The sequence below is a fragment of the Pseudomonas umsongensis genome (genome assembly GCF_002236105.1).
Lineage (GTDB): Bacteria > Pseudomonadota > Gammaproteobacteria > Pseudomonadales > Pseudomonadaceae > Aquipseudomonas > Aquipseudomonas umsongensis.
Window position 1 is genome coordinate 444,795 of record NZ_NIWU01000005.1, and the last position, 12,052, is coordinate 456,846.

Genomic DNA, 12,052 nt, shown 5'->3' on the forward strand with positions numbered 1-12,052 from the left:
GTCGGCTCTATATACCAATGGTTTGCACTTTGGACAGGGCGACACTGCCGAGCCCGGCCAGGTTGAGCATCAACTCACCGCCGGTCTGGCTGATGGTCACGCTGTTGACCGTTGCCGGCAGATTGGTGACCAGTGCCACGGCCTTGTCATCGATGGTGGTGTTCGCCACAAAGGTATAAGTACCCGAATCAACGACCTTGCCGGCATCGTCCTTACCATCCCAGGTGAAGCTGCCAGTGCCGGCTTTCTGATCATCCAGGGTGATGGTACGGATGGTCTTGCCATCCTTGTCGGTGATTTTCACCGACACTTCAGCCACCGACTGTGGAATGACGACGGAACCGGTCATGCCCTTCGTGGTGTCGACCACGGCCTTGTCGCCCGGTGCGATGACGGAACGCCCGACCAGTGCCGAAGCCTGCAATGCCTGGGACGAGTTGTAGTTGCCAGCGATGCCGGACACGGTATCGTTGAGCGTGGTGATGCCTTCCAGGCTGCTGAACTGCGCCAGCTGTGCCACGAACTCGCCGTTGCCCTGAGGCTCCAGCGGGTTCTGGTTTTTCAGCTGGGTCACCAGTAATTGCAGGAACGCATCCTTGCCCAGGGCCTTCTTGCCCGTGGCACTGCTGGCCGCCGATGTGAGGCTGTCGGAATTGGTATTGGTCTTGATCGACGAGTTGGCCAGGATGTCGTTGAGGCTCAGACCACTGGTGGTATCGGTAACACTCATCTGAGTCGCCCCTTATCACTGACCGAGGGTCAGGACCTTCTGCATCATGGTTTTGGCGGTGTTCATCATTTCGGCGTTGGTCTGGAACGAACGGCTCGCGGAAATCATGTCAGCCATTTCTTCCACCACGTTGACGTTCGGGTAGTAGACATAGCCCTTGGCATCGGCGGCCGGATGGTTCGGCTCGTAGCGTGCCTCAAGGTTGCTCTGGTCCTCGACCACGCCCAGTACCTGCACGCCTTGCCCGGCTGCGTCCTGGTTCTGGAACAGAGAATCGCTGCCAGCACCTTGAGCGCCCTGGAACATGGTGGCGAACACCGGGTGACGCGCACGGTAGGTCTGGTCGATGCTCGACGAGACGGTCTCGGCGTTGGCGATGTTCGAAGCCACGGTGTTCAAGCGCGTGGTCTGGGCACTCATGCCGCTACCGGCAATGTTGAAAACACTGGAGAGAGACATGACTTATTCTCCGCGCAGGGCTGACACCAGCCCTTTGAATTTGCTGTTGAGCAGGGTGAAGCTGGCCTGGAAGTTGACCGAGTTTTCTGCGTAGTTCGACTGTTCCAGCTGGGCGTCCACGGTGTTCTGGTCGATCGACGGTTGCATCGGCGTGCGGTACATCAGCGACTCGTCGCCATTGCCCAGGCCCTGGGCCTCGATGTGACGGCTGTTGGTCATGTTCAAGGCGAAGGTGCCATTCTTGGCCTTGTCGTTCTGCGCCTCGAGCACTTTCGAGAACTCCAGGTCCCGAGCCTTGTAGTTGGGGGTGTCGGCGTTGGCAATGTTGTTGGCCAGGACTTCGGCACGCTGAGCGCGGAAGCCCAATGCCTTTTCGTGAATACCGAGCGCTTTATCGAAGCTGATGCTCATGGCGGGAAACCTTCGGCTGACCTGTTTTTCGTGAGATGGTCAAAGCAAGCGTCATGCCAATTTAGAAAACCCCATAAACCGGGGCTTTGCGGGCAACGACCCATGCGGCAACGACAGAAAAGCGGCAACCGGTTTCCGCTGGATGCCGCTTTTCTGCCGCTTCCCGTGGACAACACATACCCTGTAGGAGCTGCCGCAGGCTGCGATTTTTTGATTTTGTTTTTTAAGATCAAGTCCAAAAGATCGTCCGAACGCGGCCCGAGCCTTCGGCAGCTCCTACGTGATGCAAGCGCGACAGGCATAAAAAAGGAGCCCTGTGGGCTCCCATTTTTTATGCCTGTCGCGCTTGCATCACTTCGCCTGGTAAATAATCCCCGGGCTGCATTGGACCATCTGGTAATGGTCCGGCAATCCGTTCAGCGCTTCGGAAGCACCGAGGAACAGATAACCTCCCGGCTTCAACGTGCTGTGAATGCGCAAAAGGATGTCCTTCTTCACTTCGGCGGAGAAGTAGATCAGCACATTGCGACAGAACACGATGTCGAACTTGCCAAGGCCGGCGTAGCTGTCCAGCAGGTTGAACGAGCGAAACTCGACCCTGCTCTTGATCGGCGCCTTGATGGCCCAGCGCCCCGGCCCCTTGGGGTCGAAATAACGCTGCAGCCGCTCGGGAGACAAGCCGCGACCGATGGCCAGGCTGTCGTACTCGCCGGTCTTGCAGTTGTTCAGCATGGTGCCCGACAGGTCGGTGGCAACGATCTGTACGCCCATTCTCAACTGCCCGGCATTGAACCGCTCGAACTCATCGATGGACATCGACAGCGAATACGGTTCCTGACCCGACGAGCAGGCCGCCGACCAGATCCGCAGACGCTGGCCGGGGCTGGCCTTGATCGCTTCGGGCAGCACCTTGTTTTTCAAGACTTCAAACGGATAGGTATCACGAAACCACAGGGTTTCGTTGGTCGTCATTGCATCCACCACCATCTCGCGCAACCCGCTGCGCGGCTGGGTCTGAATGCGCTGGACCAGCTCACCCAGGGACTTGATGCCTTGCTGCTCCATCAGTTTGTTGAGACGGCTGGAGACTAGATATTGCTTGTTTTCACCGAGCAAAATGCCACAGGCTTTTTCCAGGAACACCCGGAACTGTTCGAAATCCAAATTACCCGTAGACAATGCTGCCGCCTCTAAAATCGTGTTGACTGCCGGGGGCCGAACGCCCCTAGCTGATGTCTGCTGCCTTGATCCGGTCGACTACCCGGGATGCCAGGTCATCAGGACGGAACTTGGCCAGGAAGTCATCGGCACCGACCTTCCTGACCATCGCCTGATTGAATACACCCGACAACGAAGTATGCAGGATGATATGAAGCTTTTGCATGCGAGGGTCGTTGCGGATCTCCGCCGTGAGGGTGTATCCGTCCATTTCCGGCATCTCGATGTCGGAAATCATCATCAGGAACTCCTCCTCTGGCCTCTTGCCCTCGTCGACCAGTTTGCGCAGGTAATCCAGCGCTTGGCGACCGTCGTTCAACGCCACCACTTCAACACCGACCGTTTGCAGGCACCGGGTGACCTGTTTGCGCGCCACTGACGAATCATCGACCGTCAGCACGCGCAAGGAGAGCGCCTTGTGCTGGGTCTCGACATCCACCACGCCAGCGGAGATCGCTTCCGGGGTCGGCGCCACTTCCGCCAGTACCTTTTCGACGTCGATGATTTCCACCAACTGGTTGTCGACCCGGGTCACCGCCGTCAGGTAGTGATCACGTCCGGTGCCCTTGGGTGGTGGATGAATCTCCTCCCAGTTCATGTTGACGATGCGTTCCACCGAGCGAACCAGGAATCCCTGGGTCTTGGTGTTGTACTCCGTGATGATCACGAAGGGGTTGTTCTTGTCCTTCAAGCCACCGGAACCGGTCGCCATCGCCAGATCAAGGATCGGAATGGTCGCCCCCCGAATATTTGCCACGCCACACACGACAGGACTGGACTTGGGCATCAGCGTCAGTTTGGGGCATTGCAGCACCTCCCGCACCTTGAACACGTTGATCCCATACAGCTGCTGGCCGTCGAGACGGAACAACAGCAACTCAAGGCGATTTTGCCCCACCAGTTGCGTGCGCTGGTTCACCGAATCCATTACACCAGCCATGCCTGACTCCTACGCCAACGCTAAGTGTTGTTGCGACGCGCCTTCTTCACTAAACGGCACGGCGCTTGCTTTTTACATGTCATGAACTCAGAACCGACATTATTCCGACGCCTGACCACCCGCTGCCGCCAATGGCTGGGGGTGTTGTCGGCTGTTTGCCTGTTCAACGCTGGCAGCCCTGCCCTTGCTGACGCGGTTACCTTGCCTGACATGCTTATCGGCGTCACCCAGGGCTTTCTTGAATTCACCGTAGAGGACTATCTGGCGACCAGTCAAACCCAGGGTCGCTATGAAATCCAGGTAAACCCGCTCGATCCGCGTCTGCGCATGCCGATGTGCGACAAGGAATTGACAGCCACGCTGGAGAGTCCGGCCAAGCCCTTGGGCCGCGTAACGGTCAAGGTTCGCTGTGAGGGAACATCCCCCTGGACAGTCTTCGTGCCCGCTCAAGTACGCCTGTTTCGCGAGGTCGTCACGACCACCCGGCCACTGCGCCGCGCCGGTATTATCGAGCCGCAGGACGTCATGCTGCGTGAGCGCGATATCAGCCTGCTTAACCAGGGGTACCTGACTGCCGTGGACCAGGCTGTCGGGCAGCGACTTACCCGACCAATGGTCAACGATCAGGTCATCAGCCTGGTGCACATCGAACAAGCGGAAGTGATACGCAAGGGCGACCAGGTAGTGATTACCGCCCGCAGTGGTACGCTCAGCGTGCGAATGCCCGGCGAGGCATTGGCCAGTGGCGGCCTGAGCGAACAGATTCGAGTCAAGAATCTCAATTCCAAACGGGTCATCAAGGCACAGGTGATCGCACCAGGCCAGGTGGAAGTGTCCATGTAGGATTTACTGTGGGTGAAGATGTGGCGCCGGCCTCGGCGGTTCCCTAAACTGTGTGCCAGGCACGGCAAGCGCTGGCGCGCGCAAGCTCATTTGATCAATGAGCCTAAAGTTTTTCAGGGAATGGCCGAAAACATGGCAAGCGTCCAAATTCCCAGAGGTTTTTAACATGGTTATCGATTTCAGCCGATTGAACAGCTCCCCGTCAGTCACGGGCAGTACACGTACCAGCGCCGCCAGGGAAACCGCCGAATCCGGCAAACCTGCCGAGCCTACCTCCGCGGCCGAACAGGCCAGTACCGTCAAAAGCGGGGAGTCGGTACATCTGAGCAATGAGGCGCAACAGTTGCAAAAGATCTCCGATACGCTGCGTGATCAGCCTGTCGTCGACAAATCCCGCGTGGCTGAGTTGAAAGCAGCTATCGCCGATGGCAGCTATAAAGTCGACAGCAACCGTGTAGCCAGCAAACTGCTCAACTTCGAAGCCCAGCGCTAGGCCTAGGCCCGCGCCAGGCTTTTGGACGCTTAAACCCCAAGGCCAGCCATGCACGACACTAATTTACTGCAACTGATCACCGACGACCTTGCTCCAGCGCAACGCTTGCTGGAATTACTGCAAACCGAATCCCTCGCCCTGCACGGCCGCGACATGCGGTTGCTGGAAGAAATTCTGGCGCACAAGCAGGCATTGGTCATCGAACTCGATCAGCATGGCCGCAGACGCAGTGAGATTCTCGCCAGCCTCAACTTGCCAGCCAACCGCAGCGGTCTGGAGCAACTGGCCAGTCAATCGAGCATTGGTCAAGAACTGCTGGTGCAAAGTGATGCGCTGACCGACCTGTTGGCTCAATGCCACGCCGCCAACGCCGACAATGGACAGTCGATCCTTGTACAGCAGGCTGCCACGGCCACCCAGCTGAGAATCCTTAACGGCGGTGACCAGCCCGCGCTCTATGACGCCAGCGGATCATTCTCCCGGTTAGTGAAACCGCGCCCGCTCAGTCAGGCTTGAGCCTGTCTATAAGCACGCTCTATCAAGACGCGAAACATGATGGCAAAATGCCGCTTGCCGTAGTCAACATTTGTCTGGAGATTGATTAACCGTGTCCAATGCCTTAAACGCGGAAGATGCTCCGCAGCCTCCCAAGGTGCTCAGAACGCCCCTGGAGATCTCCGGCAATTTGCGCCAGCTGCTAGACAGCCATGACCCGCTGATCATCACGTTCCACGAGCGCAGCCAGCGCTTCCAGAGCTATCTGGTGGACCTCGATCGTGAGCGCAACATGATTGCCCTGGACGAAATGATTCCCCGCGATGGCGAACGTTTCCTGCTGGCCGGCGAACCCTTCAAAGTCGAAGGTTTTCATGAAGGCGTGCGCATCGCGTGGGAAAGCAATGGCCCGCTGACCATCGACGAATCCAACGGCAGCCGTTGCTACCGTGGCACCCTGCCCGATGAAGTCGTCTACCACCAGCGCCGCAATGCATTCCGCGCTGCCTTGAAATTGGCCCAACTGGTCAACGTCAATCTGGACGGTGAAAAACTCAAGGCATCGATCAGCGGCAAGCTGCTGGACATCTCCGCCACTGGCTGCAAGTTGCGCTTTGAAGGCGATATCACCGGCAGCCTGCAACTGGGTCAGGTTTACGACCGTTTCAACGCCGATCTGCCTTTCGGCAAAATGACGGCACCGGTTGAACTGCGCTACCTGCACTTTGAAGAAAAGATCTCCACCACTTTCGCTGGCGTTCGTTTCCACAACATGAGCGGACTGGTGCAACGTCAGGTCGAGCGGTTCGTCTACCAGCTGCAACGCGAAGCGCGGCGCTTCGACAAAGACGACTTCTGAGGCAACGCTTCAAGCAAAAACGGGCAGCCCCTTGCGGTGACTGCCCGTTTTTTTGCCTGAATGTCAGGGCCTGGCCTCGGTAAAACTCTGCTCCCTGCCAGAATCCGGTTCTTGCGGGGGAGGATCGGTTTCCGGTTCCGGTTCCGGACTCGGATCGGAGGGAAGTGGATTCTGCATCTGATCCTGCACCACCTGCTCGTCCACCCTTGGATCCAGCGCCGCCACAAGTGGTGAACTCGACATACTGTCTGGCATGGCGACGTGATGCAGCGGTGCGTCGTCCACCTGATGCAAATTGGTCACCGCTTTCGGACGAATTCGCCACACCAGCACCAACGCGAAGAAACTGAAGAACGCATAGAGCATCTGGCTGCCGAACAACTTCATCAGCACGCCCGCCACCAATGGACCGATGCTGGCGCCAACGCCATAGGTCACCAACAACATCGCCGTCAACGAAACCCGTCGATCGCCCTCGACATGGTCATTGGAGAAGGCCACTGCCAACGGATACAGGCAAAACTGGACCAACGAGCAGAGGAAACCGGCAACGAACAGGACCTCCAGCGGCACCCGCTCCATGATCGCCAACGGCAAGGCAGCCAACGCCAGGCTAAACGCAAAACAGCGAATCAACAGCGCCCGATCATAGCGATCGGACAACCATCCCAACGGCCACTGCACCAGCAACCCGGCAAAAATGCAGCTACCCATGAACAGGCCGACCTGCTCCGTGGACAGCCCTTGCTGGGAGGCGTACAGCGGTGCCAGACCGTAGAACGAGCCGACAATCAGGCCTGCGCCCAGGACGGTACTCAATGACTGTGGCACCCGCTTGATAAAGAACCGCGGCTCCATCGGTGCGGGATGCAAAGGCGCCGGGTGAATCCGTCGGGTCAGGGCCACCGGCACCAGGCAAAGCGTGAAACATAGGGCTACCAGCATCAGCAGTTCCAACCCCAGCCCCGGGTGCATGACCAGAATCAACTGACCCAGCACCAACCCCAGGTAGGAGGCGATCATGTATCCGCTGAACACCAGGCCGCGCTGCTTGGCATCGGCCTGCTCATTGAGCCAGCTCTCGATGACCATGTACTGGCACATCATGCCGAGACCGACGATCACCCGCAGGAACAACCAGGCAGGCAACCAGTCCACCAGGCCATGGCCCAGCACCGCCGCGCCGACTATCCCGGCGCAGGCCGAATAGGCTCGAATATGCCCGACCCGGGCTATCAACCGATGGCCGATCTTGCCGCCCAGCACCAGGCCGAAATAGTTGGCAGCCATCAACGCACCGACCCACAGGCTATCGACATGATCGGCAGCCAGGCGCAAAGCCAGGTAAGTACTCAGCAGGCCCGAGCCGATCAACATCATCAGCGACGCGAAATAAAGCGCTCGAAAGGACTTCCAGATTAGGCGCAACGAGCGACTCCTTGCAGTGGGTGACGGGCTATTAAACGATAGCCCGGTGTCGACATTTCATCAGGCCTGGGCGGCCAGGACACGCCGTTCCCAGGGAGTAATTTCATCAAGGAAACTGGTCAATTCCATGGTCTTCGAAGCGACGTAGCCTTCGATGAATTCCTTGCCGAACAGTTCAATTGCCAAATGGCTACGTTTCAGACGCTCAAGCGCTGCATGCAAGGTACAGGGCAATGAAAGTTTATCCGGTACCTGGAACTCACCCTGAACCGGTTCGTCGGGCTCCAGTCGATGCTCAATGCCATACAACCCGCAGGCCAGGCTCGCTGCGATCGCCAGGTATGGGTTAGCGTCAGCTCCCGGCAATCGGTTCTCGACCCGACGAGCGACCGGCGAGCTGGCGGGGATGCGCAATCCAGCCGACCGATTGTCATGGGACCAGCAGGCATTATTCGGTGATGCAAAGGGATGGCACAAGCGCTGATACGAATTCACGTTGGGTGCAAACAGCGCGGTAAAATCCGCCATGCCGGCTTGCTGCCCCCCTATGAAATGGCGAAAGGCAGCAGTCGGTTGACCGGCTTCGTCACTGAAGACATTGCGCCCCGTACCGATCTCTATGATGCTCTGGTGAATGTGCATCGAACTGCCTGGCGTGTGCGCCAATGGCTTGGCCATGCAAACCACGATCAGGCCGTGCTTGAGCGCGACTTCCTTGAGTAAATGCTTGAACAGGAATGTCTGGTCTGCCAGCAGCAAAGGATCGCCGTGCAGCAAGTTGATTTCGAACTGACTGATGCCCATCTCGTGCATGAAGGTATCGCGCGGCAAGCCCAGCGCAGCCATGCACTCATAGACCTCGCGGAAGAACGGCCGCAGGCCGTTGTTGGAGCTGACACTGAACGCCGAGTGACCTTCCTCGCGTCGACCGTCCAAGCCAGTCGGCGGCAGGAAGGGCTGGGTCGAATCGGTATTGGGAGCGAAGACAAAAAACTCAAGTTCAGTCGCCACCACCGGTGCAAGGCCCACCGCCGCGTAACGCGCGATGACCGCCTTGAGCTGGCCGCGGGTCGACAGACTGGAGCTTTCGCCCGACAATTCATCCGCATCACAGATGGCCAATGCCCGAGGTTGCTGGCTCCAGGGCAAGCGGTGGATCTGCGCCGGATCAGGGACGAGCGCGAGGTCGCCGTCATCGCAACCGTAAAAGCGTGCCGGCGGATATCCGCCCATGATGCATTGCAGCATCACTCCCCGTGCCATCTGCAAACGACGTCCTTCGAGGAAGCCCTCGGCAGTCATCACCTTGCCTCGGGGCACGCCATTCAAATCCGGTGTAACGCATTCGATCTCATCAATGCCCGTCAATCGCTGCGCGAGTGAACCCAGGCCATCGGTTGTCATGACGCAATCCTTGTTTTTATACGAGCCGCGAGCGGCAACTCGTACAAAATAGGCTCCGCGTGTTCAGAATATCAAGCAGGATTCTCAAATATGTAGGCCCCGAGGGTTCAAGGAAGATAGAGCCTGAAGACGCCCCCACCCAAAGGACCGCCATTGCTGATTTCCGTGCGCCCGCCTACGCCGTTACGTTGATGCAGTGCCGCAATCCGACCGGCGAAGTACAGTCCCAGGCCGGTGCTGCCGGTGCTGTGGTTGATGCCCTGCACATACTCGGCCTGATGCTCGATCATTTGCGCAGGATAACCTTCACCATCGTCGTTGATGGTCAAGACCAACTGCCCGGCTTCGTCGCTGGCACTGATCAACACTGCGTGACGGGCATAACGGATCGCGTTGTTGATGCTATTGGCCAGTACCGAAGCGATCAGCTCTCGATCAAAGAAACCCAACGGACTCAAGGGATCGACTTCAAACGTGGCGGCAATACCGCGGCTGGCGAACACGTCTTGATGACACGCCAATTGCGCTTCGATGAAGTCGTCCAGTTCGTGGTAGGCCGGTTGCAGGGGCATCTGGTTGACGCCCAGTTTGTACAGGCCCAGCAACTGCACCAGCATGCCATTGAGGTGCGCGAACTCGAACTCGATCACACCCAGCGAAGGAGTGTGGCGGGCAGACGCCGGCAAGCTCGCCAGGCATTGGCTGTGGGCCTGCATCAGCGTGGCCAGCGAGTTCTTCATGTCGTGTACGGTGGACGCAATCACCGTCGAGAAATCCAGTGCCTGTTGGTGTTCGTTCATTCGCCAAATGCCTTGTTCTTGAGCTTCGTATAACGCGCAAAACGCGAGTCGGTGTCCGGCATCAAGCCGACCATTTTCAGGCAGGCCCGGCATTCCTCCAGTTCCTCTGAGGGGACATTGGTATCGGTGCCATGCAGCAACGCCTGTGCGAGGTTCAACGCGATGCTGATGTTCTTGGGCTGCAGCGCCAGGGCTTTGCGGAAAATTCCTCGGGCCTGCACCAAGTCACCAGTCTTGTACACGCGCACGCCCTGCCGATTGAGATCGGCTGCAACGTTGCCGGAGTTGAGGATGCTCGGATCATCAGTCAACTTGGCGATGCCCTTCATGACCGCAGGATCGTCGCCGTAAATCTCTGCGCAGTTTTTCAACATCGAAGCGCCCGCATTGACCTGACCCAGCATCTGTAATTGCTTGGCTACCAACAGCGCCGCTTCGGCACTCATGAACTGCTCCATGCCATCGAGCCGCATGATGGCTTGCTCAGTCAGCTTTTCCGCCGTTTCAGCGTCGTTTAGCAGCAGACTGGTCGCCTTCATCAACCGCGCCCTGATTTGCAGACCGGGATCGGACGGGTTCTCCCTTGCCACCGCACTCAGGGTCGTGTTGATTTCCAGACGAGTGCGGGTATCAAGGCCTTTTTCACTGCCCTTGCTGATCAAGGCATGAGCCAGTCCGAGGTTGCTTTCCGCATCCTTGAAGCGTGACTGGGCACCTTGGGCAACAGCCTGGCGGTAAGCTTTGGACGCCGTGTCAAAATCTTCATTGGTCATTGCCAATTTTCCCAATTGCGCTTGTCTGCGCACCGCCAGTGGCGACAAGCGAATCGCCTCTTCAAGAACGCGTTGAGCGGCCTTGGTATCGCCTTCGGCAATCAGCACCTCTGCCATGCCATCGTAGAGCGCCGGCATCATCGGAAACACTTTCAGCGCTTTTTCGTAGACAGCTTTTGCCTGGGTGACCTGGCCCCGCTTGAACAACAACTTGCCTAGTCCGGCAAATGCCCATGGCAAGGGTCGATCGGCGATGATGCCGTCGTAGAGACGCTCCAGTACCTCGTTCTGATTGAGGTCACGCAGAGCATCAGCGCGGTAGCGCAAGCACAACGGCGAATAGCGGATGTCCTGTTTGCACAAGGCTATGCAGGCATTGAGCACTTCCACCGGCTTTCCACGGTCGAGGGCCTGCAATATCGGCTTGAGCAACGTCTTGCGCTGTACCAGTCGCTCCAGGCGTTGAGCCAGACCGGATCGGTTGAAGGGTTTGGTCAGGTAAGCATCAGGCTCGTGCTCCAGGGCGCTGAGCACCATGGCCTGGCTGGTTTCAGCGGTGACCATCACGAATACACTTTCATGACTGATCAGCTTGTCGATCATCAGGTCTTCGAGCACCTGCTGACCGTTCTTCTTGCCATCGCCCAAGTGGAAATCCTGGAGGATGAAATCGTAGGATTTCTGCGAACACATCTTCAGCGCCTGTTCGCCAGTGTCGGCCGTGTCCACATCCTTGACACCCAACTCCCGCAGCATCGACCTTACCGAACTGCGGAAATCCGAAAAATCGTCGACGATCAGAAAACTCTTTTGGTGATACGACAGCATCGAAGATTTCCAGGCAATTTAAGAAGAAGAACCGAGAGGCGAATGCACGAACAAGATCAGCTTCACTGCCCTTTACGGCGCGCAGATGATAGCGGTTAGCCATTAGTCATCAAGGGGTTTTTCTCGAAACCTGATGACTGTTGAAGCTGTGAGATGTAAAGCTCGCTGCGACCTAAAGGTTATCGGCCGGCAGTAGCATTCTCTTGAAGCGAGGGGAGTGGAATTGAGCGGTTTCATTGTAGGAGCGAGCATGCTCCGGGCGGCGTTTCGACGGTGGGCGTTAACGATAAGGCTGGGGCCTGATATTCCGTGGCGCTCTCCGGTTCTTCGCGAGCATGCTCGCTCCTACAGGGGGAAAATCGGGCACAAAG

At 57.8% G+C, this 12,052-nt stretch carries 13 protein-coding genes; 4 read left to right on the forward strand and 9 right to left on the reverse strand.

Annotated elements, in window-relative coordinates; genetic code table 11:
- Positions 1 to 7 precede the first annotated feature (7 nt).
- From flgD to PSUM_RS24320, 5 genes are all read right to left on the reverse strand, one after another.
- Positions 8 to 730: a flagellar hook assembly protein FlgD gene (flgD, locus tag PSUM_RS24300; RefSeq protein ID WP_020800604.1), complete on the reverse strand. Its 723-nt coding sequence runs from the start codon at positions 728 to 730 to the stop codon at positions 8 to 10.
- A gap of 15 nt (positions 731 to 745) precedes the next feature.
- Positions 746 to 1,189: a flagellar basal body rod protein FlgC gene (gene flgC, locus PSUM_RS24305; protein WP_020800603.1), complete on the reverse strand. Its 444-nt coding sequence runs from the start codon at positions 1,187 to 1,189 to the stop codon at positions 746 to 748.
- 3 nt (positions 1,190 to 1,192) lie between these two features.
- A complete protein-coding gene (gene flgB / locus PSUM_RS24310; RefSeq protein WP_020800602.1) occupies positions 1,193 to 1,600 on the reverse strand; it encodes a flagellar basal body rod protein FlgB in 408 nt (135 codons plus the stop codon).
- A gap of 351 nt (positions 1,601 to 1,951) precedes the next feature.
- Positions 1,952 to 2,779 carry a protein-glutamate O-methyltransferase CheR gene (cheR, locus tag PSUM_RS24315; protein ID WP_033040711.1) on the reverse strand — a complete coding sequence of 276 codons (828 nt, stop codon included), beginning with the start codon at positions 2,777 to 2,779 and terminating at the stop codon, positions 1,952 to 1,954.
- Positions 2,780 to 2,825: 46 nt separating this feature from the next.
- On the reverse strand, positions 2,826 to 3,758 hold the full coding sequence (locus PSUM_RS24320) for a chemotaxis protein CheV (RefSeq protein WP_020801355.1): 933 nt from the start codon (positions 3,756 to 3,758) through the stop codon (positions 2,826 to 2,828).
- 81 nt (positions 3,759 to 3,839) lie between these two features.
- Between PSUM_RS24320 and flgA the strand changes: the two genes are divergently transcribed.
- From flgA to PSUM_RS24340, 4 genes are all read left to right on the forward strand, one after another.
- Positions 3,840 to 4,601, forward strand: coding sequence for a flagellar basal body P-ring formation chaperone FlgA (gene flgA / locus PSUM_RS24325; RefSeq protein WP_020801354.1), 762 nt, complete (start codon positions 3,840 to 3,842; stop codon positions 4,599 to 4,601).
- 166 nt (positions 4,602 to 4,767) lie between these two features.
- Entirely contained in the window at positions 4,768 to 5,094 is a 327-nt protein-coding gene (flgM, locus tag PSUM_RS24330; protein WP_020801353.1) for a flagellar biosynthesis anti-sigma factor FlgM, read from the forward strand.
- 48 nt (positions 5,095 to 5,142) lie between these two features.
- On the forward strand, positions 5,143 to 5,610 hold the full coding sequence (locus PSUM_RS24335) for a flagella synthesis protein FlgN (protein WP_020801352.1): 468 nt from the start codon (positions 5,143 to 5,145) through the stop codon (positions 5,608 to 5,610).
- A 91-nt stretch (positions 5,611 to 5,701) separates the two neighbouring features.
- Positions 5,702 to 6,448 (forward strand): flagellar brake protein, encoded by a 747-nt coding sequence (locus tag PSUM_RS24340; RefSeq protein WP_033040709.1) that lies wholly within the window; start codon positions 5,702 to 5,704, stop codon positions 6,446 to 6,448.
- Positions 6,449 to 6,511: 63 nt separating this feature from the next.
- On the opposite strand, the gene PSUM_RS24345 is transcribed toward PSUM_RS24340, so the two are convergent.
- The 4 genes from PSUM_RS24345 to PSUM_RS24360 all read right to left on the reverse strand — a co-directional run bounded on the left by PSUM_RS24345 (position 6,512) and on the right by PSUM_RS24360 (position 11,681).
- The gene (locus PSUM_RS24345; protein WP_020801350.1) at positions 6,512 to 7,876 is read right to left on the reverse strand and encodes an MFS transporter; all 1,365 of its coding nucleotides are present in this window, start codon (positions 7,874 to 7,876) and stop codon (positions 6,512 to 6,514) included.
- A 60-nt stretch (positions 7,877 to 7,936) separates the two neighbouring features.
- On the reverse strand, positions 7,937 to 9,178 hold the full coding sequence (locus tag PSUM_RS24350; protein ID WP_168759224.1) for a glutamine synthetase family protein: 1,242 nt from the start codon (positions 9,176 to 9,178) through the stop codon (positions 7,937 to 7,939).
- A gap of 209 nt (positions 9,179 to 9,387) precedes the next feature.
- The gene (locus PSUM_RS24355; protein ID WP_020801348.1) at positions 9,388 to 10,080 is read right to left on the reverse strand and encodes a sensor histidine kinase; all 693 of its coding nucleotides are present in this window, start codon (positions 10,078 to 10,080) and stop codon (positions 9,388 to 9,390) included.
- Positions 10,077 to 11,681: a tetratricopeptide repeat-containing response regulator gene (locus PSUM_RS24360; protein WP_083349667.1), complete on the reverse strand. Its 1,605-nt coding sequence runs from the start codon at positions 11,679 to 11,681 to the stop codon at positions 10,077 to 10,079. The genes PSUM_RS24355 and PSUM_RS24360 overlap by 4 nt, the downstream gene beginning before the upstream one ends.
- Positions 11,682 to 12,052 lie beyond the last annotated feature (371 nt).

Bases quoted from the DNA above. Each gene is read 5' to 3' on its own strand.
- flgA (WP_020801354.1), top strand. From the start codon at position 3,840: ATGAACTCAGAACCGACATTATTCCGACGCCTGACCACCCGCTGCCGC.
- flgM (WP_020801353.1), top strand. From the start codon at position 4,768: ATGGTTATCGATTTCAGCCGATTGAACAGCTCCCCGTCAGTCACGGGC.
- flgD (WP_020800604.1), bottom strand. From the start codon at position 730: ATGAGTGTTACCGATACCACCAGTGGTCTGAGCCTCAACGACATCCTG.
- flgC (WP_020800603.1), bottom strand. From the start codon at position 1,189: ATGTCTCTCTCCAGTGTTTTCAACATTGCCGGTAGCGGCATGAGTGCC.
- PSUM_RS24335 (WP_020801352.1), top strand. From the start codon at position 5,143: ATGCACGACACTAATTTACTGCAACTGATCACCGACGACCTTGCTCCA.
- PSUM_RS24320 (WP_020801355.1), bottom strand. From the start codon at position 3,758: ATGGCTGGTGTAATGGATTCGGTGAACCAGCGCACGCAACTGGTGGGG.
- PSUM_RS24350 (WP_168759224.1), bottom strand. From the start codon at position 9,178: ATGACTGCCGAGGGCTTCCTCGAAGGACGTCGTTTGCAGATGGCACGG.
- PSUM_RS24355 (WP_020801348.1), bottom strand. From the start codon at position 10,080: ATGAACGAACACCAACAGGCACTGGATTTCTCGACGGTGATTGCGTCC.
- PSUM_RS24360 (WP_083349667.1), bottom strand. From the start codon at position 11,681: ATGCTGTCGTATCACCAAAAGAGTTTTCTGATCGTCGACGATTTTTCG.
- flgB (WP_020800602.1), bottom strand. From the start codon at position 1,600: ATGAGCATCAGCTTCGATAAAGCGCTCGGTATTCACGAAAAGGCATTG.